General features: G+C 61.0%; 19 protein-coding genes. 10 read left to right on the forward strand and 9 right to left on the reverse strand.

Annotated elements, in window-relative coordinates; genetic code table 11:
* Positions 1-309: 309 nt before the first annotated feature.
* The 4 genes from ACE3O2_RS17460 to ACE3O2_RS17475 form a co-directional block, all read right to left on the reverse strand.
* Entirely contained in the window at positions 310-1,074 is a 765-nt protein-coding gene (locus ACE3O2_RS17460; protein ID WP_374339720.1) for an SDR family oxidoreductase, read from the reverse strand.
* A gap of 138 nt (positions 1,075-1,212) precedes the next feature.
* On the reverse strand, positions 1,213-2,673 hold the full coding sequence (gene tldD, locus ACE3O2_RS17465) for a metalloprotease TldD (RefSeq protein ID WP_374339722.1): 1,461 nt from the start codon (positions 2,671-2,673) through the stop codon (positions 1,213-1,215).
* A gap of 37 nt (positions 2,674-2,710) precedes the next feature.
* On the reverse strand, positions 2,711-3,520 hold the full coding sequence (locus tag ACE3O2_RS17470; RefSeq protein WP_374339781.1) for a carbon-nitrogen hydrolase family protein: 810 nt from the start codon (positions 3,518-3,520) through the stop codon (positions 2,711-2,713).
* Positions 3,521-3,565: 45 nt separating this feature from the next.
* Positions 3,566-7,486 (reverse strand): YhdP family protein, encoded by a 3,921-nt coding sequence (locus ACE3O2_RS17475; RefSeq protein WP_374339724.1) that lies wholly within the window; start codon positions 7,484-7,486, stop codon positions 3,566-3,568.
* Between the two features lie 170 nt (positions 7,487-7,656).
* On the opposite strand from ACE3O2_RS17475, the gene glnE reads away from it, so the two are divergent.
* The 8 genes from glnE (at position 7,657) to ACE3O2_RS17515 (ending at position 16,772) form a co-directional block, all read left to right on the forward strand.
* Positions 7,657-10,338, forward strand: a complete 2,682-nt coding sequence (gene glnE / locus ACE3O2_RS17480; protein ID WP_374339725.1) for a bifunctional [glutamate--ammonia ligase]-adenylyl-L-tyrosine phosphorylase/[glutamate--ammonia-ligase] adenylyltransferase — start codon at positions 7,657-7,659, stop codon at positions 10,336-10,338.
* A gap of 105 nt (positions 10,339-10,443) precedes the next feature.
* Positions 10,444-11,367, forward strand: coding sequence for a branched-chain amino acid transaminase (locus ACE3O2_RS17485; RefSeq protein WP_168876996.1), 924 nt, complete (start codon positions 10,444-10,446; stop codon positions 11,365-11,367).
* 39 nt (positions 11,368-11,406) lie between these two features.
* A complete protein-coding gene (locus tag ACE3O2_RS17490) occupies positions 11,407-11,613 on the forward strand; it encodes a zinc-finger domain-containing protein (protein ID WP_168876997.1) in 207 nt (68 codons plus the stop codon).
* A gap of 37 nt (positions 11,614-11,650) precedes the next feature.
* Positions 11,651-12,712, forward strand: a complete 1,062-nt coding sequence (gene waaF, locus ACE3O2_RS17495; protein ID WP_374339728.1) for a lipopolysaccharide heptosyltransferase II — start codon at positions 11,651-11,653, stop codon at positions 12,710-12,712.
* Positions 12,705-13,118: a nuclear transport factor 2 family protein gene (locus ACE3O2_RS17500; protein WP_168876999.1), complete on the forward strand. Its 414-nt coding sequence runs from the start codon at positions 12,705-12,707 to the stop codon at positions 13,116-13,118. The genes waaF and ACE3O2_RS17500 overlap by 8 nt, the downstream gene beginning before the upstream one ends.
* Entirely contained in the window at positions 13,118-14,137 is a 1,020-nt protein-coding gene (locus tag ACE3O2_RS17505; protein WP_374339730.1) for a YheT family hydrolase, read from the forward strand. Before ACE3O2_RS17500 ends, ACE3O2_RS17505 begins: the two co-directional genes overlap by 1 nt.
* The gene (locus tag ACE3O2_RS17510) at positions 14,138-15,517 is read left to right on the forward strand and encodes a phosphomannomutase/phosphoglucomutase (RefSeq protein WP_374339732.1); all 1,380 of its coding nucleotides are present in this window, start codon (positions 14,138-14,140) and stop codon (positions 15,515-15,517) included.
* A 19-nt stretch (positions 15,518-15,536) separates the two neighbouring features.
* A complete protein-coding gene (locus ACE3O2_RS17515) occupies positions 15,537-16,772 on the forward strand; it encodes an EAL and HDOD domain-containing protein (RefSeq protein WP_374339734.1) in 1,236 nt (411 codons plus the stop codon).
* 2 nt (positions 16,773-16,774) lie between these two features.
* Here ACE3O2_RS17515 and ACE3O2_RS17520 read toward each other — a convergent pair whose 3' ends face one another.
* The 5 genes from ACE3O2_RS17520 to pmbA form a co-directional block, all read right to left on the reverse strand.
* Positions 16,775-17,698 carry a glutaminase gene (locus ACE3O2_RS17520; RefSeq protein ID WP_374339736.1) on the reverse strand — a complete coding sequence of 308 codons (924 nt, stop codon included), beginning with the start codon at positions 17,696-17,698 and terminating at the stop codon, positions 16,775-16,777.
* A 224-nt stretch (positions 17,699-17,922) separates the two neighbouring features.
* Positions 17,923-20,556 (reverse strand): alanine--tRNA ligase, encoded by a 2,634-nt coding sequence (gene alaS, locus ACE3O2_RS17525; RefSeq protein WP_374339738.1) that lies wholly within the window; start codon positions 20,554-20,556, stop codon positions 17,923-17,925.
* Between the two features lie 112 nt (positions 20,557-20,668).
* The gene (locus tag ACE3O2_RS17530) at positions 20,669-21,310 is read right to left on the reverse strand and encodes a DNA-3-methyladenine glycosylase (RefSeq protein ID WP_374339740.1); all 642 of its coding nucleotides are present in this window, start codon (positions 21,308-21,310) and stop codon (positions 20,669-20,671) included.
* Complete coding sequence (locus tag ACE3O2_RS17535) at positions 21,307-21,840, reverse strand: TIGR00645 family protein (protein ID WP_374339742.1); 534 nt, start codon at positions 21,838-21,840, stop codon at positions 21,307-21,309. Before ACE3O2_RS17535 ends, ACE3O2_RS17530 begins: the two co-directional genes overlap by 4 nt.
* Before the next feature lie 53 nt (positions 21,841-21,893).
* Positions 21,894-23,234 carry a metalloprotease PmbA gene (gene pmbA, locus ACE3O2_RS17540; RefSeq protein ID WP_374339744.1) on the reverse strand — a complete coding sequence of 447 codons (1,341 nt, stop codon included), beginning with the start codon at positions 23,232-23,234 and terminating at the stop codon, positions 21,894-21,896.
* A 122-nt stretch (positions 23,235-23,356) separates the two neighbouring features.
* On the opposite strand from pmbA, the gene yjgA reads away from it, so the two are divergent.
* A complete protein-coding gene (gene yjgA, locus ACE3O2_RS17545; RefSeq protein WP_374339746.1) occupies positions 23,357-23,908 on the forward strand; it encodes a ribosome biogenesis factor YjgA in 552 nt (183 codons plus the stop codon).
* Complete coding sequence (mog, locus tag ACE3O2_RS17550; protein ID WP_374339783.1) at positions 23,901-24,494, forward strand: molybdopterin adenylyltransferase; 594 nt, start codon at positions 23,901-23,903, stop codon at positions 24,492-24,494. Before yjgA ends, mog begins: the two co-directional genes overlap by 8 nt.
* Positions 24,495-24,496: the final 2 nt, after the last annotated feature.

A 24,496-nucleotide genomic window follows, 5' to 3' on the forward strand; every position in this document is an offset into this window, starting at 1 on the left:
GATGCGAACTATACGCACACCAGCCACAGCCGTCAACACCCCAATACGCACTTTTTGCTGTAACTCCCCTCCAAGCCCCAGCAAACCATTGATGAGACAGCGTTTATTCAGCTAAAGTTTTTTGCGGCTTCACGGCTGTTTCTCTGCAAAATGGGCTGCACAGCCAGTCCTGACTGGAAATTCGACGGCGTGTAGTGTGATTTTGGCCTCGAAAAGTCACCCCAGCCCCCTCTCAAGGCGCTTTTTCTGACTTCGCATACAACAACACCGCCAAACGGCGGTGTTGTTGCAACCAGAGCGCATCAATTCTCAAGTGCGGGTAATGGTGACACCACCATCGACGGCCATGGCGGCACCGGTCATGAAACTGGAGGCATCCGAGGCAAGGTAGAGCGCGGCCTGGGCAATTTCTTCCGGGCGAGCCATTCGCTTTAAAGCATGCAGGCCCGCGACAAATGCTTTTGCCTCCGGTGTGCTGGCAACCGCCTGCCCCATCGGGGTATCCGTACCACCGGCAAGAATGGCATTGGCACGTATGCCAACAGGCCCCAGTTCCGCAGCCAGCACCCGGGTTAACCCGACGAGACCCGCTTTTGCTGCCGCATAAGCGGCCATCCCGGGGAAACCGATGTGATGGCCCACAAAGGTGGAGGTAAAGATCAAAGCTCCCTTCCCTCGCTGTTGCATGGCCGGGATCTGGTATTTAGCACAAAGGAAGGCGCTGGAGAGGTTGGCATTCAGGGTATCGTGCCAGCCTGATTGACTGATGCTCTGGACCGGTCCCATTGCGCCCAATGCGCCTGCATTGTTGAACGCCACATCCAGCCCACCAAAACACGTCACCGCCGTTTCAACCAATCGTGCCGCAGTGTCTTCTTCCGTAATGTCGCCCGCGACGGTAACCACATCCCCATGCTGCTGCGTAATCGCCTTCGCCAATTCGTCCAGCTCGGCTTGCCGGCGGGCGTTGATAACCAGCTTGGCCCCTTCCTGGGCGAACAGCATGGCCGCTGCGCGCCCGATACCGGAACTGGCTCCGGTGATAATGGCGACTTTTCCGTCTAATTGCCCCACTTCAACCTCCGTCTTTAAATCATGTCATGGAGGTTGCAGTCTAGGGGCAGCCCTGACAGCAGGGCATTCCGCTTCTTGCTGGATTAGCGACGGCTCCAGGCCTTGTTGCCAGTGCGCCATCCAGCAGGGCGTTGCAGGTTAGACGGTGCCGCCGACGGTCAAGCCATCAATGCGCAGGGTGGGCTGACCGACCCCCACCGGCACACTCTGTCCCTCCTTGCCGCAGACGCCCACGCCGGTATCCAGCTGCATGTCGTTACCGATCATGGAGATGCGATTCATGGCCTCCGGGCCATTGCCGATCAAGGTTGCGCCTTTGACCGGGTAAGCCAGTTTGCCATTTTCGATCTTCCAGGCTTCGTTCGCCGAGAACACGAACTTGCCACTGGTAATATCGACCTGACCACCGCCAAAGTTGACCGCATAGAGGCCGTCCTTGACTGAGGCGATGATTTCCTCTGCCGGGGTATGGCCTGCCAGCATATAGGTATTGGTCATGCGCGGCATCGGCAGATGGGCATAGGACTCGCGGCGACCATTACCGGTGGCCGCTACGCCCATCAGGCGGGCGTTCAGGGTGTCCTGGATGTAGCCTTTAAGAATACCGTCCTCAATCAAGGTGGTGCACTGCGTCGGGGTGCCTTCGTCGTCGATGGAGAGCGAACCACGACGTTGCGCCAGCGTGCCATCGTCAACGACAGTCACCCCCTTGGCGGCAACCTGCTGACCAATGCGGCCAGAGAAGGCGGAGCTGCCTTTGCGGTTGAAGTCGCCTTCCAGACCATGCCCAACGGCCTCGTGCAGCAGCACACCGGGCCAGCCCGGCCCCAGCACCACCGTCATCTGTCCTGCCGGCGCAGGGCGAGCGTCGAGATTGGTAATAGCCTCCTTGACTGCACGGCTGGCGTAACCCTGCAAGACTTCGTCCGTAAACCAGGCAAAATCAAAGCGGCCGCCGCCACCGGCGCTGGCCTGCTCACGCCGGCCATTCTGCTCGACGATCACCTGGATATTGACCCGTACCAGTGGGCGTACATCACCCGCGCGAACGCCATCGGCGCGCGCCACATAAACCACATCATACTCAGCGGCCATGCTGGCCATCACTTGCTTGACGCGGGGATCCAGCGCGCGCGCCATCTGTTCCAGGCGCTCCAGCAGGGCGACCTTCTCCGCCGCCTCCAGGCTGACAATCGGGTCCAGTGGCAGATACAGACCTCGCCCGGACTGGCGGAATAGCTGCGGCGCAATCTTGCTTTGACCGTGCCGGGCAATGGCACGTGTCGCCTGAGCAGCCTGACGCAATGCCGGCAGGCTGATTTCATCAGAATAGGCGAAGGCGGTCTTGTCGCCACTCACCACCCGCACGCCTACCCCTTGGTCGATGCTATAGCTTCCCGCCTTGACGATGCCCTCGTCCAGCGACCAGCCTTCAGAGCGAGTGTACTGAAAGTAGAGGTCGGCGTAGTCGGCATCATGGCTCATGATGTCTGCAAACACGCGATCCAGCGCCGATTCATCCAGCTGGTTGGGGTGCAGCAATTGCGCTGCAGCGTGTTCAATCAGGTCCGCTGGCGTATGCGTAGCAGCAAGGCTCATGGTTTCAGTATCCATTACATAAATCGTTTGATGTGGCTCAGCCCAACACCCGGTGTGCCAGTGCAGGTAAATTGCTGCGGACCTCTTCCAGACGCTCCGGGTTCAGGGTGGCAATCGCCATGCCTTCACCCTCTTCCCACAAGGCCAGCACGTCGCCCCAAGGGTCAATCACCATGCTGTGCCCAAAGGTTTCGCGCCCGTTCTGATGCAGGCCACCCTGACCGGACGCAATCACGAAACACTGGTTCTCTATGGCACGGGCACGCAGCAAAACCTCCCAGTGCTTCTGCCCGGTGGTTCGGGTAAAGGCCGCCGGAACAATCAGGATGTCAATGCTGCCCATCTGGCGGAACAACTCAGGGAAACGGATATCGTAGCAGATGGCGAGTCCGATACGGCCAAAGGGCGTATCCAGCACGGTTACTGCGTTACCGGCTTCAATGCTGCTGGATTCATTGTAGGACTCTGCGCCCTTCTGAAAACCAAACAGGTGAATCTTGTCGTAGCGGCAGACCTGCTCGCCTTGCGCATTGAACACCAGCAGACTGTTACGGACCTTATCCGGGTGACTGGACTGCAGCGGCAAGGTGCCAGCAGCCAGCCAGACCTTGCATTCACGAGCCAGCTCTGCGCAGAACGTCTGCATCCGGCCCTGGCCCGCCGGCTCGGCAACATGCACCTTGTCCTGATCATGCTGCCCCATCAGTACAAAGTACTCCGGCAACACCACCAGCTGTGCGCCTTGGGCCGCCGCCTGGCGTACCAGACGGGCAGCCGCAGCCAGATTGGTCTCTACATCGGTTCCCGCCACCATCTGGATACTGGCGACACTGCAGCGTTGCGTCATGCTCATGGACATCCTCGTATTCATTGTCTGGCAGCCCATGCCACCTTATTTACTGGTAATCGGCTTGTCGACCTTCTGCCCATCGCCGGTCTTGACCACATTGGGATTACCCCACGGGCCGGTAACATCATATTCAAAGGCCACCATCTGACCGATCGGATCGCGCAGGATTTTCTGCAACAAGAAGGCGGCCAGGCCCGCTACCGGGTTGGAGAAGGCCAGGCCCGCAGCCACTGACACGCTGTCCCCCACCACTGGCACGACCCGTACATGCAAGGTCTGGGTTTCCCGCACCAGATCAATATCACCACGCAGTGCTACGCCCGCGACCGGGCTGGTCAGCTTGAAATCTTCCGTATGCATCACGCCCTGCTGTACACGTGCAGAAGCCGTGATTTCGTCAAAGCCCAAACCGTCACTGAACACATCACGGAAGTCCAGCGCGATCCGCCTAGGCAGCGCCTGCAGCGACAGCACGCCCAGCAGCCGCCCGGCACCGGGGTCCAGCTTGACGAACTGGCCCTCCCTAGCCTGCAAGGTCAGCTTGCCCGCCAGGGTCGGAATATTCGGCTCGAACGGGCTGCCCGCCCAAGCCAGCTGCCCCTCCAGCACCGCCTTGCCACGCTTGAGCGTATTGGGGTAGCCCAGCCGGTCCAGTAAAGCGCCCGCGTCCGACGTGTCAATCTTCAGATTGATCTTCAGGACAGAATTGGGCGCATTATCCTGCCACTGGCCATCCATGCTCAACACCGCTTCCGGCACAGTCAGGCGTACCTGCTGCAAGCGCCAGTCCTCACCGTCCGGCCGCGCCAGCGCCTTCAGCTCCCCCAACTGCTTGTCGCCATATTGAAACTGGGCCACTTCAATGTCCAGCGCGGGGGGCTGCCTGGACTTTTTACCTTCTGACAAGCCCTTGGTCACCGTATCCTGCTGCTTTGGCAATGCCAGCCGCTTGAGGCGCGCCACCACCAGGCCGTCCTTTTCCGGCAGCCAGTCCACCCGGCCTTCCAGCTCACGGGCACTGACCTGAGCGGTCCAGCGCGGAGACTCCAGTTTGGGGCCATAGCGTGACTGGCTGGCCTTGACCTGCACGTCGTGCCAGATACGGCCTGCCGCCTCCAGCTCGGTCACACCCGCCTGTACCTGCTGCACCGGCAGGCTACTGCCGGAGGGCTCCGCTTGCAGCAATTCGATCCAGGCATCCATATCCAGCCTGGCCAGATTACCCATCACCGTCAGGCCAGGCGTCACAGGTAATTCAGGCACCCCACTCACCTTGCCCAACTGAATGCTGGCGCGTTCCAGCTTGCCGTCCTGTTGCCGCAGGCTGGCGGCGAGCAGTGTCCCCAGCCGGACATTCCAGCGGGTGGCGTCATCATTCATCGGCACCCGCTCCAGCAGCAGCGGCAAATTCTCCGCAGCGGCTTTGCGCATCGGCTGCGGCAAATCGACGGCCAGCCCCTGCAGGGTACTGCTGATGCGTACATCGGTACGGCGCTTGTTCAGGGCAATCAGGGCTTGCCAGTCGGTTTCACCTTGCAGCGCATGTTCGAATGGCAGCTCAAACTGCTGGCGCAAGGCTGCCGCACCGGCTCGACCATTGCCAGACAAACGAACCGTGCCACTTGCATCGGTATTGGCCACAAAGCTGGCGGGATGCCCCAGCACCATAGCCCGCCCGCCCTGCAGGCCAAACGTTTTTTCGGTAAACAGCAAGGTCCCTTCGGCGCGGTCAATCACCGGAATAGTCGGGTTGATCTGCAGCCGGTTGTTCTGGAAACGCAAAGCCCCATTAACGCTGGTGTCCACCGCGTGGCGAAGCGGCACCTTGATCTGCAGCTGCAAGGTGGCATCGCCTTTCGCCACCGCATCATCCAGCAAATCACCGACCACTTCTTTCACCGGGCTTTTTTGCGCGTAATCCAGATACGCGGCCATCGGCCCGTTCACCGTACCTTCTACGGTCAACAGCTCGGCATGTGACAGCGCCCCGATTTTGGCCTCAGCCTGCTGCACCTGGGTACCCATGATGCGCGCCTGGCGGGCGCGCACCGTCATCACGTCGCCGAGGAATTCTATTTCCCCCTGAATCTGCTCCACCTTCGGCCAGGATGGGTTGAACTGCATCAGCACGTTTTCGGCACGGGCTGTAATGTGGAAGAGGCCTTTTTTCTTGTCGAAAGGAAACTCATCCAGCCGCCCGGTCAACTGCAGGCGGCCGTCCACCCCACGTCCTTGCAGCAGGCTGGCCTTCAGCCAGTGGCGCGCATCCTCCGCCGTCACCAGCGGCAGATACTTCCACACGGCGTTGGCCTCGCCCCGCGCCAGCTCACCACGCAAATCGATCCAGCCCGAACCCTTGGCTTCCGTGCGATACTGACCATGGAACACCCCTTCCAGGTCCGAGCTACTGAGCTGCAACCGGTCGAGCTGCACGGACCACTGCCCATCCGGCTGCCGCAACCAGCCTGCGTTCAGCTGCAAACGATCAATAGGTAAAGGCACTTCAAACACACCCGGCAACGCAAGCGACTGCTTGCCACTCTGCAAGGCCAGTTCACCCTGGTTTTCCGTAATGCGGATTCGCCCATTCAGATGATCTACGCCGGGGACCCCGCGCCAGGCACTGATACCCAGGTCGTCCAGCTGGGCATCCGCCGAATAATGCGCAGGGCGACCGCTGCCCTGCCAGGCCAGCTTCACGTCTTTCAGCGCGCCGCGCGGGGAGAGCCCATTGAGCCAGTCTGGCAGGGGCGCGGGTAAGGGGAAGTAAGCCGCAAGACGGGCAAACGGGCTGAGCGGCAGCGCCACTGCGGTCAGCGTACCCCCTTTGATGCTGCGCGGCCCATCACGCAGCAGCGTCAGGTCCAGCGACAAGGGCGGCAGGCTGTTGCCATCCCGTAAATCAAAGCGCAGGTCATTGGTCTTGACTTGCAAGCGGTCTGCCGCCAGCGCCCAATACACGCGCCCGCTCAATTGACGCAGGGCCAGCTCAGGGGTGGTCTCCGCCATGCGCAAGCGCACATCACGCAAGGCGACATCGACAGTAGCGTCTGCCACCCGCCCTTGATTGAGTTTCAACCAGACCTGCAGCCCGCCACGCCCCTGGCTGGGCACCCCTTGCGGCAGCTCGCTGACCGGCAGCCAGGTGCGCAGCCGCGCCATATCTACATAGTCTTGCCGCAGGTACAGCTGCCCCGTCCAGTCTTGCCAGTCCTGCAAGCGCTCCCCTTGCAGATTGGCACGAAAATCCAGCGCGGACGCCAGGTCTGTCGGCGGCGTACCCCGTACGGCCAAGCGATGACGCCCCAGACGGTTCAATAATGTGACGTCCAGCTTGCTCAGTGTAATGGGAGGGGTATCCCTCAGCTCATCAATCCAGCTCAGCTGTGCACCCTCAATCCGGATGCGCCCCTGCTTGAACAGCCAGTCTGGAAACGCATTATCGGGTGTACCTTTGGATCGATTCAGAGGCAGACCGGCAAGGTAGATCACGCCATCGCGACTACGACGGAAATCCAGTGCGGGTTGCTCGACGCGCATGTCAGCAAAACGAATTTCGCCGCTCAGCAGCGACCACCACGACAAGGTGGTATCCACCCGCTTCAGCTGAATGGCCGGGCGTTGCTGCGGGTCCAGCATGCGAAAGCCATGCGCCACCAGCGTGGGGTTCAGGCCCTGCCACTCCCCTTCCAGCCGGTCCAGTTGAACCGGAATGCCGATAGACGCCGTCAGCTTGCGGGCAATCCACGGGCGGTAATCATCAATATGAGGCAGCAACCAGTAGCGTAAACCGCCGATCAGCGCAAACAGCAGGAATACCAGCAGCAATAGCAGACGCCACAACCAGCGCCCGTGCCAGCGCAGCACCCGCTGTGGCAGGCGATGCCAGCCCCGCCGGTGCATGACGGCAGGCAGCTCCGTCTCGGCAGGCTCGGTGGGCAAGGTTTCGGGCAGCGAAGTCAAAATCAGGTCAATTCAAGTCACGTCGGTCAAGCCCGCTCAGGAACACCCCGATCCAGGCAGGGCGCAAGCTTATCATTCTTTTGGCTTTCGTCGGCGCGCAATGGTTCCCGGCTGACCAATCGCCCAGTGCGCGCTACACTGGCATCTCAGGCCCTCATCATAGAGCAATCATGCACACGGATACCATGCTGCAGCAAGCCGCCCAGGTCAGCCACTATGTTCAGCGCTTGCTTCAATCCCGCCCGGAGCGGGTTGAGCAAGTTAGTCCCGCCTTGTTGCACCCGCTCAGTCGCACACAATTGGAACACTGGTGGGGTCAGACCGATCCCCAGGATGATACCCAGCTGGCGCAAGCCTTGCGCCAGCTGCGTCAGCAAGCCATGCTGGCGCTGATTACACGGGATATTGCAGGGCTGGCAGACCTGGATGAAGTGGTGCAGTTTGTCAGCCAGCTGGCTGATTTTGTGGTGCAAACCGCCTACCGCTTTCACTATCAGGCGCTGACCGGCACCCACGGCGAGCCCATTGGCGAAGAAAGTGGCGAGCCCCAAGCCTTGAGCATCGTCGGGATGGGCAAGCTGGGCGGCGAAGAGCTGAACGTATCCAGTGACATCGACCTGATTTTCATCTACCCGGAGGATGGCGAAACCCAGGGGCCGCGCCGCTTGGGTAACCATGAATTCTTCACCCGGCTAGGGCAACGTCTGATCCGAAGCCTGCACGACGTGACGGCGGACGGCTTTGTGTTCCGTGTCGACATGCGCCTTCGCCCGCATGGTGAAAGCGGGCCACTGGTGGCCAGCCACGCCATGCTGGAGAATTACCTGATTACCCAGGGGCGTGAATGGGAACGCTATGCCTGGATGAAAGCCCGCGTGATTACTGGTGAATCCGCCGGGCTGATGTCGCTGGTGCGCCCCTTTGTCTACCGAAAATACCTCGATTATGGTGCCTATGCGGCCATCCGCGACCTGCACGCGCAAATCCGCCGAGAAGTGTCACGACGGGACAAGGAAGACGACATCAAGCTGGGGCCGGGTGGCATCCGCGAGATCGAATTCATCGCCCAGATTTTCCAGCTGATTCGGGGTGGCCGAGCGCCGCGTTTGCAACTGCGTGGCACGCGCGCTGCGCTGCGCGAAATTGCCGCGCTCAACCTGCTGCCTGCAGAGGCGGTCGATGAACTGTTGTCGGCCTACGATTTCCTGCGGCGGCTGGAGCACCGGCTGCAGTATCTGGATGACCAGCAGACCCAGCGCCTGCCCACCAGTGAGGCCGCGCAAGCGATGGTCACCCAGGCCATGCGCTTGCCGGACTACGCCAGCCTGCTGCAGCAACTGGAGCAACACCGGCAAGCGGTCACCCGCCGTTTCGAGCAGGTGTTCATAGCACCAGTGGAAGGACGCGATCACCCGCTGGACCCGATCTGGCTGGAAGTGGATAACCCGGAGCAAACGCTACCTCGCCTGGCAGAGCTGGGCTTTGCCGAGCCTGCATCTGTCCTGAACCTGCTGGCACAGCTCAAGAGCGGCAACCGCTACCAGTCACTACCGGAAAACTGCCGTCGCCGGCTGGACTGGCTGGTGCCTCCGCTGCTGGCTGCAGCCGCCCGCCAGCCGCAGCCAGACAAAACGCTGGGGCGCCTGCTGCACTTGCTGGAAGTGATCAGCCGCCGCGAGTCCTATCTCGCGCTGCTGGTCGAGCATCCGCAAGCCTTGCAAAAGCTGGCGACCCTCTACGCTGCCAGCCCCTGGGTGTCGGAGTATCTGACCCGCCATCCCATCCTGCTCGATGAGTTGCTGGACGTGCGGGTGCTGTACACCCCGCCCGAGCGCAGCGCACTGGCCAGCGAACTGGCGGCACGATTGGCCGAGCACCCCGGCGACACCGAGCAGCTGATGAACGTATTGCGCGATGTGCATCACACCCAGGTGTTCCGGCTGGTGGCACAGGACCTGGCCGGGATGCATACCGTAGAAGCGCTGGGCGACTATCTCTCCGATCTGGCCGATGTATTGCTGGCGGCCTGCATTCCCTTGTGTTGGCAGGATATCCGTCAGCGCCATTGTGAGGCACCCCGCTTCGCGGTGGTGGGTTACGGCAAGCTGGGCGGCAAGGAGCTGGGCTACGCGACCGACCTCGACCTGATCTTCCTCTACGATGACCCGCATCCGGATGCCAGCGAAAACTACGCCCGGCTGGCCAAGCGGCTCTCGTCCTGGCTCAGTACCCCCACCCCGTCCGGTTATGTCTACGAACTGGACCTGCGGCTGCGCCCCAATGGGGAGAGCGGGCTGCTGGTGTCAACGGTCGAAGCCTTCACCGAATACCAGATGCAGCATGCCTGGATCTGGGAGCACCAGGCGCTGACCCGCGCTCGCTACATTACTGGTGATGCCGACATTGGTCAGCAGTTCGAGCAGGTCAAGCAAGCGGTACTGGCCCGCCCGCGCGACACGGCCAGCTTGCGCCAGGCCGTGCTCGACATGCGCGACAAGATGCACCACGCCCATCCACCGCATGCGGGTGAGTTCGACGTCAAGCATGACGAAGGGGGGCTGATTGATGTGGAATTCTGCGTGCAGTATCTGGTACTGGCCCACGCCGCCCGTTACCCGGAGCTGACCCGCAACAGTGGCAACATCGCGCTGCTCAAGGCCGCCGGTGAGTATGGGCTGATCCCGCCCGCCATTGCCGATGCTGCTCGTGATGCTTACCGCCAGCTGCGTCATCAGCAGCATGTGCTGCGGCTGGGGGGGCAACCTCACAACCGTGTACCAGCCCCGCTGCGGCAGGCCGAACGTGAGGCCGTGCTGGCGCTGTGGCAAGCGGTGTTTGAGCAAACCCGCTGACCGTCGGCTTACCGGCGGGCGTGAAAACGGATACAATCAAGACTTTCGCTTGAGCCTGGCAAACGATCAGGCAAAGCATCTGCAACAATCAGGAGACTTTGAAACATGTCGATGGCGGATCGTGACGGCTGGATTTGGTACGACGGCAAACTGGTACCGTGGCGGGATGCCACCACCCATGTGCTGACCCACACCCTGCACTACGGCATGGGCGTGTTTGAAGGCGTGCGCGCCTACAAAACAGACCGTGGCCCGGCCATTTTCCGTCTGAAGGAGCACACCGAGCGCCTGCTGAACTCGGCCAAGATCCTCGGCATGAAAGTCCCCTTTGACATCCAGACCCTGATGGATGCGCAGGTCTCGGTGATCCGCAACAACAATCTGGACAGCGCCTACCTGCGCCCGTTTGCCTTCTATGGCTCGGAAGCGCTGGGCATTTCAGCCAAGACCTTGTCAGTACACGTGGCCGTCGCCGCCTGGACCTGGGGTGCCTACTTGGGTGCGGAAGCGCTGGAAAAAGGCATCCGTATCAAAACCTCCAGCTTCACCCGCCACCACGTAAACGTCACCATGTGCAAGGCGAAGACATCGGGCAACTATGTCAACTCCATCCTGGCCTTCCAGGAAGCCAGTAGCCAGGGTTACGACGAAGCCCTGCTGCTGGATGTGGATGGCTTCGTGGCAGAAGGTTCGGGTGAGAACATCTTCATCATCCGCAAGGGCAAGATGTACACCCCGGACCTGACCTCGGCTCTGGAAGGCATCACCCGTGACACGGTGGTACAGCTGGCCAATGAAATCGGCCTGACCGTGGTGGAAAAGCGCATTACCCGTGATGAAGTCTACACTGCCGATGAAGCCTTCTTTACCGGTACGGCCGCAGAAATCACGCCCATCCGCGAGCTGGATGGCCGCCAGATCGGTGAAGGCAGTGCAGGCCCCATCACCAAGCAATTGCAGAAGATGTTCTTTGATGTGGTACAGGGCCGGGATGAGAAGCATCTCGACTGGCTGACCTTTGTAAAGTAATTGAGTGGGGGCAGCCGCCCCCTTTCAGGACGAGCGAACATGTCCCAATTGATTGAAAATACACAAAAAAGCATCGAAGTGACGGCAGATGACCTGCCCTTGCACTGCCCGATGCCTGACATGCAGAAGTGGAATGCCCATCCGCGCGTGTTCCTGCCGGTCGCCAAGACCGGTGAAGCCCGCTGCCCCTATTGCGGCACCCTGTACACCCTCAAGGGTGGTGCCTTGGCCGGTGGCCACCACTGAGCCGCGCTGCCGTCAGCCTCTCTGATTGAATTCCATCGTGTACCGCATTCTGATTGTTGCACCGGCCTGGGTGGGTGACACGGTCCTCGCCCAGCCGCTGATGAAGCGGCTACACCAGCGCCATGGCCCGGAGCTGCAGCTGGACGTTCTGGCCCCGGCCTGGACCCGCCCGCTGCTGTCTCGCATGCCTGAAGTCCACGCCAGCTTTGAAAACCCCTTTGTGCACGGTGACATCAAGTTGCGCTCACGTATGCGGCTGGGGCGCTCGCTGGCAGTGCAAGGCTATGACCAAGCCATCGTGCTGCCCAACTCCTTGAAGTCAGCCCTGGTGCCCTTCTTTGCCGGCATCCGCAAGCGTACGGGCTTCAAGGGCGAGCAGCGCTATGGTCTGCTCAACGACTTGCGCAAGCTGGACCCGGTCACCCTGCCCACCATGGCCGAGCGCTTTGTCTGGCTGGCGGAGGAGCCGGGGACACCACCGCTGGCAGAATCCACTATGCCGCGCCCGCAGCTCAGCAGCAGCCGTGCGCAACAGTTGGCTACCCTGTCTGCCCTTGGGCTGCAGGATGAGACCCCGGCGCTGGCGCTCTGTTCTGGTGCAGAATTTGGCCCTGCCAAGCGATGGCCTGCAGCACATTTCGCGGACTTGGCCCGCCGTGCCCGTCAGGCGGGCTGGCAGGTCTGGTTGCTCGGCTCCAGCAAGGACAGCGAGGATGCCGAAGCCATTGTCCAGCAAGCGCCTGGTGCGCTCAACTTGTGCGGCAAGACCAGCCTGACCCAGGCCATCGACCTGCTGGCCCTGTCCAGCCAGGTGGTCAGCAATGATTCTGGCCTGATGCACATTGCCGCCGCGCTGGACCGCCCCTTGGTCGCCATCTATGGCTCCAGCAGCCCGGACTTTACCCCGCCACTGTCAGACAAGGCCAAGCTGGCCCACCTGGCACTGGAGTGCAGCCCGTGCTTCCAGCGCACCTGTCCGCTGGGGCATCTGCAATGCCTGACCGAACTACATCCGGACCGCATCTGGGAGAAGATGCACTGGCATCCTGCTCCCGTCCCGGCCCCTAGCCCCGACAGCCTGACCGTACCGCATGCTTGATACTGCAGCCTCCCCGCAAGACATCGAAGACGCTTTCTATCATGCCCTCGAGCACCGCGACCTCAGCGCCCTGACCGCACTGTGGGCCGATGATGAGCGCGCCTACTGCATCCTGCCGCTGGGGCAACGTCTGAATGGCTTGCAAGAGATCATGACCGGCTGGGAGTTGTTGTTTGGCCAGTCCCCCGACCTGCACATCCACCTGCACCAACGTACGATGGTGCAGGACGGTCAGTTGGCCGTACACAGTGTGGTGCAACTGGTTCAAGTCATGAGCCAGGGCGAGCAGCGCCACTGGATCACCGCCACCAATGTCTTCCTGCATACCGAGCGCGGCTGGCGCCTGCTGGCACACCATGCCTCACCCAGTGTGGCCGAGCCGGATAGTTCGCTGGTTCTGCACTGATGGTGCAAGCGCTGGCGCCAGCACCAAGCTACCGCGCCCCACGCTGGCTGCGTGGCAGCCACGCGCAGACCATCATCCCCGCGCTGTGGGCCAGGCGTCCGCGACCTACACTGGTGCGCACCCTGTGGACTACTCCGGACCAGGATCGTATTGCACTCGACAGTCTTTACCCACTGGACGACACCCGCCCCATGCTGGTGTTGTTCCACGGGCTGGAAGGCAGCAGCCGCAGCAACTATGCTGCCCACCTGCTGCAAATGGCCGCCCGCCAGGGCTGGCAAGCCGTGGTGCCGCACTTTCGTGGCTGTGGGGGTATCGACAACCTGTTGCCACGGGCCTACCACGCCGGCGACAGCGCCGAAATCGACTGGATTGTGCGCCGCTTGGTCACCCTTGCCCCTACCCGCCCCATTCTGCTGTCAGGTGTGTCACTCGGGGCTAACGCCATGCTGAAATGGCTGGGAGAACAGGGTGCTGCCGTACCGTCATCCGTGCGGGCTGCGGCCGCCATTTCAGCCCCCATGGACCTCGGGGCAGCGGGCGCCTGCCTGGATCAGGGCATCAACCGGCATTTCTATGCGCGGGAATTCCTGCGTACCCTGAAACCCAAAGTATTGCTCGCCCTGCAGCGCCACCCACAATTAGCCGCGTGGTTACAAGCTGGGCGTATTCAACAGATGCGCACCCTCAAGGCCTTTGACGACTACGTTACCGCGCCGATGCATGGCTTTGCAGGGGTGGAGGATTACTGGCGACGTGCCAGCAGCAAGCCGCTGTTGCCACAAATCACGATACCCACCCTGTTACTCAATGCCCGCAACGATCCCTTCATCCCGGCCAACAGTCTGCCTGCAGCCGATGAAGTCTCCCCTGCGGTGAAACGGTTGTTCCCGCAACAAGGGGGGCACGCCGGATTCTTGTCGGGCTCGTTGTTTCATGATCATAATAACTGGCTGCCACATTGCTTGTTGGCCCATTTTGGGCCTTTGCTGGGCAGCTTATCCTTGGAGCGTGGTTAGATGGCAAAATCCGGAGCAGAAATCTTCAAGGCCTACGACATCCGTGGCATCGTCGGCAAATCGCTGACTGAGGAGCGGGTGCGCCAGATCGGCCGCGCCATCGGCAGTGAGGCCCGCGACCGTCAGGTCAAATCCATCGTCATCGGCCGCGATGGCCGCCTGTCAGGCCCGGCTTTTGCTGAAGCCCTGTCCCAGGGCATTCGCGCCAGCGGCATCCATGTGATCGACATCGGCCAGGTCGCTACCCCGGTCACCTACTTTGCGGCCCACCATCTGGAAACCGGCTCTGCGGTCATGATCACCGGCAGCCATAACCCACCGGAATACAATGGCCTGAAGATGATGCTGGCGGGTGAAACGCTGGCTGGCGATGCCATCCAGCAGCTGCGCCTGCGTATCGAAGAAAATCGGCTGCATCAAGGTGAAGGCAGCTATCAGCAGCAAGATGTGCGTGAGGCCTACCTGCAGCGCATCACCAGCGACATCCGCCTGCAACGCCCGCTGAACATCATTGTGGATGCCGGCAATGGGGTGGCCGGTGCGCTGGCGCCGGTGCTGTATCGCCGCATGGGTTGCCGCGTACGTGAATTGTTTTGTGAAGTGGATGGCCAGTTCCCCAATCATCACCCGGACCCGGCCAAGCCGGAAAATCTGGCCGACCTGATTGATGCCCTGCAGAAAACCGACGCCGAATTTGGTGTGGCTTTTGATGGCGATGGCGATCGCTTGGGGGTGGTCACCAAGTCCGGCCAGATCATCTTCCCGGACCGGCAGATGATGGTGTTTGCGGCCGATATCCTGGAGCGCAATCCCGGCAGCCAGATCATCTATGACGTCAAATCCACTGCCCTGCTGGCCAGCTGGGTTAAGGATCTGGGCGGCGAGCCTGTCATGTGGCGCACCGGGCATTCCTTCATGAAGGCCAAACTCAAGGAACTGGGTGCGCCGCTGGCCGGTGAAATGAGTGGTCACATCTTCTTCAAGGAGCGCTGGTACGGCTTTGATGATGGCATCTACGCCGGCGCACGCCTGCTGGAAATCCTGTCGCGGGTCGATAACCCGAGCGCCTTGCTCGAAGCCCTGCCCAGCCAGCCATCCACGCCAGAGCTGCACGTCGACTGCGGCAAGGAAGGCGCGCAGCACAGCCTGATGACCTCGCTGACCGAGTGTGCCCGCTTTCATGGTGCCAGGGACATCGTCAAGATTGACGGCCTGCGCGTGGAGTACCCGGATGGCTTCGGACTGGTCCGCGCCTCCAACACAACCCCGGTGCTTGTGCTACGCTTTGAAGGCAAGGACAGCAAATCGCTCAAGCGCATTCAGCATGATTTCCGCCAGGCACTGCTGACGGTTCACCCGGAGCTGACCTTGCCTTTCTGACCCCAGGCATGGAGCCCGCATGAGCCAGCAACCGTTTTACCTGGCCCGACAACCCATTCTCGATCGTAACGGCAAGCTGTATGCCTACGAATTGCTGTTCAGGGCCAGTCAACAAAACGGCGCACTCATCAGCGATGATGTTGCCGCAACCTCCGCCGTCATCCACTATGCGTTCTCGGAGCTGGGTGTCCAGCATGTGCTGGGGCAGCATAAAGGCTTTATCAACCTGTCGCGCGAAATGCTGCTGTCTGATCTGGTTACCTTGCTACCCAAGGAACAGGTGGTGCTGGAGCTGCTGGAGACCATCGAAGTTGACGACGTCATCGTGATCCGCTGCCAGGAGTTGAAGAAAGCCGGCTACACGCTGGCAATGGATGATGTGGTTTCCATTGGTCCGCGCATGAAAGATGTCTTGCCGTGGATCGACATCATCAAACTGGACTTGCTGGCCATGACCGAGGCGGACCTGCCTAAGGTCGTCAAGCAGCTCAAGCCCTTGCATGTGCAGTTGCTTGCTGAGAAGGTCGACAACCAACAACAGTTCGAACACTGCCAGAAACTGGGCTTTCACCTCTATCAAGGCTACTACTTTGCCAAACCCACCATGCTGCAAGGTAAACGGGCGAATCCTTCGCAAGTTGCCTTATTGAATCTCTTGGGCATGGTGCTGGGTGACGCCGAAACCGAAGACATCGAGCAAGTTTTCAAACGCCAGCCCGACCTGACCTTGAGCCTGATGCGGCTGGTCAACTCGGTGGGGAGTGGTATTGGTCGTCGTATTGAAAGTATGCACCAAGCCATTGTGGTGCTGGGGCGACAACAGCTGAAGCGCTGGCTACAAATCCTGATTTTCTCCGTTTCATCCACCAGTGACGATCAGGAACCCAGCCCCTTGATGCAGTTGGCCAGCACCCGTGGCAAACAGATGGAGCTACTGGCGGAGCAATTGCGTTGGTCACGCAATGAGCAAGACCAAGCCTTTACCGTTGGCATGCTCTCCCTGCTGGATGCGCTGTTCCAGCAACCACTGCAAGCGCTGCTGGAGCCCCTCAACCTGAGCGATGCTGTTACAGAGGCGCTACTGCAACGCACAGGCCGCTATGGCCAGCTGCTGGACCTGGTCGAGTGTAGTGAGCAGCCTGAGCGCACGCCTGACCTGAACCCCTGGTCTGAGCTCACGCTGGATAGTCTGAGCCACACCCAGCTCACCGCGCTGGACTGGGTCATGCAGCTGAGTAAAACGACGGGCGGATAAAGTCAGAAAATGGAGTTCTCACACAAGGTGGTAAACAGCTCCAGCGCCTGAGTCCCTGCCAGCGAGTTACCATTACTGTCCAGCCCGGGCGACCAGACGCAGACGGACAAGGTCCCCGGCACCACGGCCAGAATGCCACCTCCCACCCCGCTCTTAGCTGGCAAGCCCACCCGGTAGGCAAAATCGCCTGCCGCATCATAGGTGCCACAAGTCAGCAATACCGCATTCAAGCGCTTGGCTTCACTGGTGGTCAGCAAGCGCTCCCCTGAGCCCGGTATCACTCCGCCATTCGCTAGAAACAGACCTGCATGTGCCAGCTCGGAGCAGCTCATGGCAATGGCACACTGATGGCAATAGCTGCGCAGTACGGCATCTACCGGGGCGTGCAGGTTGCCAAAAGCTTTCATGAAATTGGCCATTGCCGCATTGCGGAAGCTGGTGTCCAGCTCGGAGCGGGCCACCTCAGCATCGAGATTCAGGTCCGCGATACCGGTCAGGCGGCGCATGAACTGCAATACCGCCACCTCCGCCTGGGCATGGTGCTGGCACAGGATGTCCGTCACCACCAGCGCCCCCGCGTTGACAAAGGGGTTACGCGGCTTGCCCTGCTCGTATTCCAGCTGTACCAGCGAATTGAACGGATTGCCCGAAGGCTCCCGCCCAACGCGCTGCCAGACCGCGTCTCCAAGCAGCCGGAACGCCAGCGTGAGGCTAAACAGTTTGGAGATGCTCTGAATCGAAAAACGCTGCTCCGCTTCCCCCACGCTGAAACGCCGACCGTCCAGCAGCTGAACTGCCATGCCGAATTGATCCACCGGCACGCTGGCCAGTGAAGGAATATAGTCGGCAACCCGCCCCTGCTTGCACAGTGGCGCAACCTGCTCGGCAATGGCGCTCAGGATTTGCGCATAATCTGGCTCGTGCACGGCCACGCTCATCTCTCTCAAATAAAAATGCCACCACGTTAAACACGTGGTGGCATTCTCGCCATCCGTATGGGTACGGGCTCAAGAATCTGTTGATGGTCTCGCGAGCGAGGGTGAGACAAGGCGAAAAGGGCTAAGGAAGCGGAGTTTACTCGGCGTAAATGAGCATTCCGAAGCCGTTTTCAACGCAGTATCACCGTCGCGCAGCTGACTATCAGCAGGTTCTAGCCGAGCTTGGCAGCCACCCAGGCGACCACACTGGCCAAGGCTTCCGGCAGCTTGGCCGGCTCACTGCCACCGGCACGGGCCATGTCCGGACGGCCACCACCCTTGCCACCGACCTGCTGGGCGACATGGTTGACCAGCTCACCGGCTTTCAGCTGCCCGGTCAGATCGTCGGACACCCCGGCAACCAGCGCAACCTGCCCCCCTTCCCGGCTACCCAGCACGATCACCGACTTGCCCAGCTTGGACTTCAGCTGATCCAGCAGGTTACGCAAGGTCGCCGCATCGGCCCCTTCCACTTCCACCGACAAGACCGGCACACCTGCAACCGGTACCGCCTGGCCTGCCAGATCACCCCCTTGCGCCGCCGCCAGCTTGTCTTTCAGGCGGCCCAATTCCTTTTCCAGCGCCTTCATGCTGTCCTGAAGTTGGCCGATCCGTTGCGGCAGCTCTGCAGTCGGGCTGCGCAGCAGGGCTGCCGCATCCCGCAATTGCTGCTCCTGCTGCTGCACAAACTTCAGCGCGCCTTCACCGGTCACCGCCTCCAGACGACGGATACCGGCCGCCACGCCCCCTTCGCTGACGATCTTGAAGAAGCCAATGTCACCGGTACGGCTGACGTGGGTACCGCCGCACAATTCGGTGGAGAACTCGCCCATTTTCAGCACACGCACTTCGTCGCCGTACTTCTCGCCAAACAGGGCCATCGCACCGGTCTTCAACGCGTCGTCAAACGACATCACCGTCGCAGTCACCGAATAGTTGGCGGCAATCACATGGTTGACCACCGCCTCAATGCGGGCGATTTCTTCATCCGTCACCGCCTGACCGTGGGCAAAGTCAAAACGGGTGCGCTCGTGATTCACCAGCGAGCCCTTCTGCGCCACGTGGCTACCCAGCACCTCACGCAAGGCCGCGTGCAGCAAGTGGGTAGCCGAGTGGTTACGGGTGGTCGCCAGACGGCGATGCAGGTCGATGGTGGCCTGCACCTCATCGCCCACTTTCAGGCTACCCTGCCGCAAGCGACCACGGTGACCGAACACGCTGGCTTGTACCTTCTGGGTATCCAGCACATCAAACAGGGCACCGACACCGCCCAGGGTGGAAATTTCACCCAGATCACCGACCTGGCCACCGCTCTCGGCATAGAACGGGGTGTTGTCCAGCACCACTAGGCCTTCTTCACCGGCGTGCAACTCACTGACCGGCTCAGTACCTTTATACAGCGCCAGTACGCGGGCATCGGCACTGCTCTTAACATAGCCTTCAAAGCAGGTGGCCTCACCGTCATAATCCACTTGCCCGGCCACCTTGAAGGAAGAACCGGCACGGCCACGCTCGCGCTGTGCTTCCATCTCGCGCTCGAAACCGTCGAGATCCACTTCCACATTGCGCTCACGGCAGATGTCTGCCGTCATGTCGGTGGGGAAACCGTAGGTATCGTACAGTTTGAACACCACCTGGCCCGGCAAGGTACGCACCTCACCCGCCAGCGCCTCTTCCAGCACCTGCATGCCATTTTCCAGCGTCTTGGCGAACTGCTCTTCTTCGGCCTTCAGGGCCGCCATCACGCGGGCTTCTGCCTCTTTCAGCTCGGGATAGGCATCCCCCATTTCCCGCACCAGGTCCGGCACCAGTTTGTGGAAGAACAGGCCATGCTGGCCCAGCTTGTAGCCATGACGCACGGCACGACGAATGATCCGGCGCAGCACATAGCCACGGCCTTCATTGCTGGGCAGCACGCCATCGGTAATCAGGAAGGCACAGGCACGAATGTGGTCAGCAATCACCTTCAGCGACGGCTCGGACTGGCTATACGTCAGACCCGTTTCGCGTGCAGCCGCTTTCAGCAGCGCCACAAACAGGTCGATTTCGTAGTTGGAGTGCACATGCTGCAAGACCGCCGACAAGCGCTCCAGCCCCATGCCGGTATCCACCGAGGGCTTGGGCAGCGGATGCAGGGTACCGCTTTCATCGCGGTTAAACTGCATGAACACGTTGTTCCAGATTTCAATGAAGCGGTCGCCATCCTCATCCGGGCTGCCGGGCGGGCCACCGGCAATGGACGGGCCGTGGTCATAGAAGATTTCGGTACACGGGCCACAAGGGCCGGTATCGCCCATGGTCCAGAAGTTGTCCGACGCGTAGGGCGCACCCTTGTTGTCACCAATGCGGATGATGCGGTCCGCCGGAATGCCGACTTCCTTGTTCCAGATGTCGAAGGCTTCGTCATCCGAGGCGTAGACCGTGACCAGCAGCTTCTCTTTTGGCAGTGCCAGCCACTGGCTGCCGGTGAGGAATTCCCAGGCGTAAGTGATGGCATCACGCTTGAAGTAATCCCCAAACGAGAAATTGCCCAGCATCTCGAAAAAGGTGTGATGGCGGGCGGTATAGCCGACGTTTTCCAGGTCGTTGTGCTTGCCACCGGCCCGCAGACAGCGCTGCGAGGTCACTGCGCGGGTGTAACTGCGCTTCTCGTGGCCCAGGAAGCAATCCTTGAACTGCACCATGCCCGCCACGGTAAACATCAGGGTGGGGTCATTGCCCGGCACCAGCGGGCTGCTGGCCACCACCTGATGCTGCTTGCTTTCAAAGAACTGGAGGAACTTCTGTCGGATTTCTGCGCTTTTCATGGATGGAGTCGGATTTCCCGGCAACACTTACCGTAGGGTCTAAGATGGTCTGATTTTCCAATGAATCCGGCGCGCTGCCAAGCGATGCAGCGCAGAAAAGCGGGCGGATCGCTCAATACGCGACGGGAATAGGGTCCAGACTGCGCCACAAGTACCAGGTGGCCACTGTCCGCCAGGGTCGCCAACGCTCGGCGAAGGCATCCAGCTGTTTGAGTGGGAACGGATACGGCCAGCCATAATGCTGAGCCACCGCACGCTGCAGGCCGATGTCGTCCAACGGCAGCACATCTTGCCGCAACAGATGGAAGATCAGGAACATTTCCGCTGTCCAGCGCCCAATGCCGCGCACATCGGTCAGCCGGGCGATCACCTCGGCGTCGCTGAGGTGATCAAACTGGTCCGGCTCAATACGGCCATCGGAAAAATGGCGTGCCAGATCGGTCAGATACTCCACCTTGCGGGTGGAGAGCCCCACCTGTTTCAGTTCATCCGCAGGGGTCGCCAACACGTGTTCGGGTGTCAAAGGCTGCACCCGCTGGTTCAGCCGGCCCCAGATCTGTTCGGCGGCACGCACCGAAATCTGCTGACCGATAATGGAGTTGGCCAGCGTGACAAAGGCATCGCCGCCGCCCTGCAGACGCTCCGCCGGGAACGCCTGCAACAGGCCCACCAGCGCCCTGTCCTGCCGCGCCAGCTGAGCACAGGCCTCATCCCAGTAGGAGGGGGCTTGCTTCTGGCGCGGGGCAACGCTCATTTGTGCGCGGCGGACAACTGGCTGTTCATCATCATGCGATCGGCCACCGCAAGGCCAATCGCCGTCAGCAGGAAGATCAAATGAATGGCGGCTTGTGCCACCAGTGTCTTGACGTCCATCTGCGCCGCATTGATGAAGCTGCGCAGCAGGTGAATACCAGAAATGCCGATCAGCGCCATCGCCAGCTTGACCTTGAGCACTCCGGCATTCACATGCGACAGCCACTCCGGCACGTCCGGATGGTCGCCCAGGTCCAGCTTGGACACAAAGGTTTCATAGCCACCGATGATGACCATGATCAGCAGGTTGGAAATCATCACCACGTCGATCAGGCCCAGCACCACCAGCATGACCTGAATCTCGGACCACTCCTGCACATGCACCAGCAGATGCCACAGCTCCTTGCCAAAGAAATAGACGTAGACACACTGCGCCACAATCAAACCGATATACAGCGGTGCCTGCAGCCAGCGGCTCCAGAACACCAGTTTTTCCAGTTTGTGCTCAACGCGTGAACCCATGCCTGCCATGCTTGACTCCTGTAATAGGTTTAACCGTTTTCATAGAGCGAGTGATGAATCGCTCAGTTCCCCGCCACTGTCATCTGCTCGATCAGGATGGAGCCCGTCTGCCGCGAGCTGCGATCCAGCACATCTGAGCCGACCGCCATGATCTGCTGGAACATGTCTTTCAGATTACCAGCGATGGTGACTTCTTCCACCGCATGCACGATCACCCCGTTTTCCACCCAGAAGCCGGCCGCACCGCGCGAATAGTCGCCGGTCACCGGGTTGACCCCCTGCCCCATCAGTTCGGTCACCAGCAGGCCCCGGCCCATTTGATTCAGCAGGGACTGCAGGTCACCCGCCGTCGATTTCAGCAGCAGATTATGGCTACCCCCGGCATTGCCGGTGCTCTGCATGCCCAGCTTGCGGGCGCTGTAGCTGCCAAGAAAGTAGCCATTCACCACCCCGTCACGCACCACTTCGCGCTCCTGCGTTGCCACCCCTTCGTCATCAAAGGCGGTACTGGCCGGGCCTTTCAGCAGCAAGGGCTGCTCGGACAGCTGGATGATGGGCGAGAACACCTGCTGCCCCATGCTGTTGAGCAGGAAGCTGGCCTCCCGGTACAGGCTGCCGCCACTCACCGCCTGCACGAAATGGCCGATCAGGCTGGCGGCAATCGGGGCTTCAAACAGCACCGGTACCTGGCAGGTATCAATCTTGCGGCCATTGAGCCGTCGCAGCGTACGCTCACCGCAGACGCGGCCAATGGTTTCCGCGCTGTCCATATCAGCCACGTCACGGCGGGAGTCGTACCAGTAATCCCGCTGCATCGCCTCGCCCTCGCTGGCGATCACGGCGCAGGACAGCGAGTGGCGGCTGGTCGGGAAACCGGCGAGGAAACCGTGGCTGTTACCATAGGCGAAGTGGCCAACCTGGGTCGACAGGCTGGCCCCTTCCGAGTTGGTGATGCGTCCATCCACCGCGCGCGCCGCTGCTTCACAGCGCTGCGCCAGCGCAATGCTGTCTTCCACGCTGACATCCCACGGGTGGTACAGGTCGAGGTCCGGAAAGCGGGTCGCCAGGGTATCGGGCTCAGCCAGACCGGCACAATCGTCCGACGCGGTATAGCGGGCGATGTTCAGCGCGGCATCCACGGTGTCGCGCAATGCCTGAGGCGAGAAGTCACCGGTGCTGGCATGGCCCTTGGCTTTGCCCAGATAGACGGTAAGGTTGAAGCCTTTATCGCGGTGGTATTCGATGGTTTCCGTTTCACCCAGGCGCACCGACACCGTATGGCCACACCCTTCCGATACCTCGGCTTCAGCCTGGCTGGCCCCTTTGCTGCGGGCGTAATCCAGGGCGTCGGTCACCACCTGCTTGAGTTGGTCGAGGGTCTGTGCAAACGGAGATGAAGCCACAGCGTAATTCCTTGCAAGGCACAACATGGGAGAAAAGACCGCTCACCAACAGGCTGCGGACTGTCCGGGCTGGTATGATAACAGCTTTGGCGGCGCCATCGCTGCCCCAGCAGGAAGCGGTAATGATGAACCACGATGATGATGTGTATGACGACGATCGCCCCAGCAAGTCCCAGCGCAAGCGGGACATGCACCACATGCAGGACCTGGGCGAAGCCCTGCTGAAGTTGCGCCCTGACCAATGGGCCAGCCTTGATCTGCCGGAGCGGCTGCAGGATGCGCTGCGCGAGGCCAAACGGCTGACCGCGCACGGCGCCATTCGCCGCCAGTTGCAGTTCATTGGCAAGCTGATGCGTGATGTCGAGCCTGAACCGATCCAGCGCTATCTGGATGCGCTGGGCAATGCCTCGGTCGAACATACGGCCTGGTTGCACCGCATGGAACGCTGGCGCGACCGTCTGCTGGAAGAACACGATGCGCTCACCGAACTGGCCGAGCAATATCCGGCAGCCGATTTGCAGGTGATGCGGCAACTGATCCGCAATGCCCATCGCGAGCGTGAGCAGAACAAGCCGCCCAAGGCCTACCGCGAATTGTTCCAGCAGCTGAAACAGCTGGAGCAAGAGCCGGGGATTCCACATCACGATGAGGCTGAGGAAGACGATGATGCCTGAGGTGCTGAAAATCGGGCTGGTGTCGATCAGTGACCGTGCCAGCCAGGGGGTGTATGAAGACAAGGGCATCCCGGCCCTGCGTGACTGGTTTGGTCGTGCCCTCGCCACGCCATGGGAGATGGAAACCCGCCTGATCCCGGATGAGCAGGCGATGATCGAGGCCGCCCTGTGCGAGCTGGTGGATGGGGCAGGCTGCCATCTGGTGTTGACCACCGGCGGTACCGGCCCGGCGCCACGTGATGTCACCCCGGAGGCCACGCTGGCGGTGGCCGACCGGGTGATGCCCGGTTTTGGCGAGCAGATGCGACAGATCAGCCTTGCGTTTGTCCCCACCGCCATCCTGTCGCGTCAGGTCGGGGTGATCCGCAAGCAATCCTTGATCCTCAACCTGCCGGGGCAACCGAAGGCGATTGCGGAAACGCTGGAAGGCTTGAAAGATGCGGACGGTCAGGTCAAGGTGCCGGGCATCTTTGCAGCTGTCCCCTACTGCATCGACCTGATTGGCGGGCCATGGGTAGACACCCATGCCGAGGTGGTCAAGGCGTTCCGCCCCAAGTCTGCCCAACGCCCGGCTTCCGCAGGTTAAAC

This window comes from Leeia sp., from assembly GCF_041909055.1.
Classification (GTDB): Bacteria; Pseudomonadota; Gammaproteobacteria; order Burkholderiales; family Leeiaceae; genus Leeia; species Leeia aquatica.

Bases quoted from the DNA above. Each gene is read 5' to 3' on its own strand.
- ACE3O2_RS17510 (WP_374339732.1), top strand. From the start codon at position 14,138: ATGGCAAAATCCGGAGCAGAAATCTTCAAGGCCTACGACATCCGTGGC.
- ACE3O2_RS17515 (WP_374339734.1), top strand. From the start codon at position 15,537: ATGAGCCAGCAACCGTTTTACCTGGCCCGACAACCCATTCTCGATCGT.
- ACE3O2_RS17535 (WP_374339742.1), bottom strand. From the start codon at position 21,840: ATGGCAGGCATGGGTTCACGCGTTGAGCACAAACTGGAAAAACTGGTG.
- ACE3O2_RS17505 (WP_374339730.1), top strand. From the start codon at position 13,118: ATGGTGCAAGCGCTGGCGCCAGCACCAAGCTACCGCGCCCCACGCTGG.
- ACE3O2_RS17490 (WP_168876997.1), top strand. From the start codon at position 11,407: ATGTCCCAATTGATTGAAAATACACAAAAAAGCATCGAAGTGACGGCA.
- alaS (WP_374339738.1), bottom strand. From the start codon at position 20,556: ATGAAAAGCGCAGAAATCCGACAGAAGTTCCTCCAGTTCTTTGAAAGC.
- ACE3O2_RS17500 (WP_168876999.1), top strand. From the start codon at position 12,705: ATGCTTGATACTGCAGCCTCCCCGCAAGACATCGAAGACGCTTTCTAT.
- mog (WP_374339783.1), top strand. From the start codon at position 23,901: ATGCCTGAGGTGCTGAAAATCGGGCTGGTGTCGATCAGTGACCGTGCC.
- yjgA (WP_374339746.1), top strand. From the start codon at position 23,357: ATGATGAACCACGATGATGATGTGTATGACGACGATCGCCCCAGCAAG.
- glnE (WP_374339725.1), top strand. From the start codon at position 7,657: ATGCACACGGATACCATGCTGCAGCAAGCCGCCCAGGTCAGCCACTAT.
- ACE3O2_RS17485 (WP_168876996.1), top strand. From the start codon at position 10,444: ATGTCGATGGCGGATCGTGACGGCTGGATTTGGTACGACGGCAAACTG.
- ACE3O2_RS17530 (WP_374339740.1), bottom strand. From the start codon at position 21,310: ATGAGCGTTGCCCCGCGCCAGAAGCAAGCCCCCTCCTACTGGGATGAG.
- tldD (WP_374339722.1), bottom strand. From the start codon at position 2,673: ATGAGCCTTGCTGCTACGCATACGCCAGCGGACCTGATTGAACACGCT.
- ACE3O2_RS17470 (WP_374339781.1), bottom strand. From the start codon at position 3,520: ATGACGCAACGCTGCAGTGTCGCCAGTATCCAGATGGTGGCGGGAACC.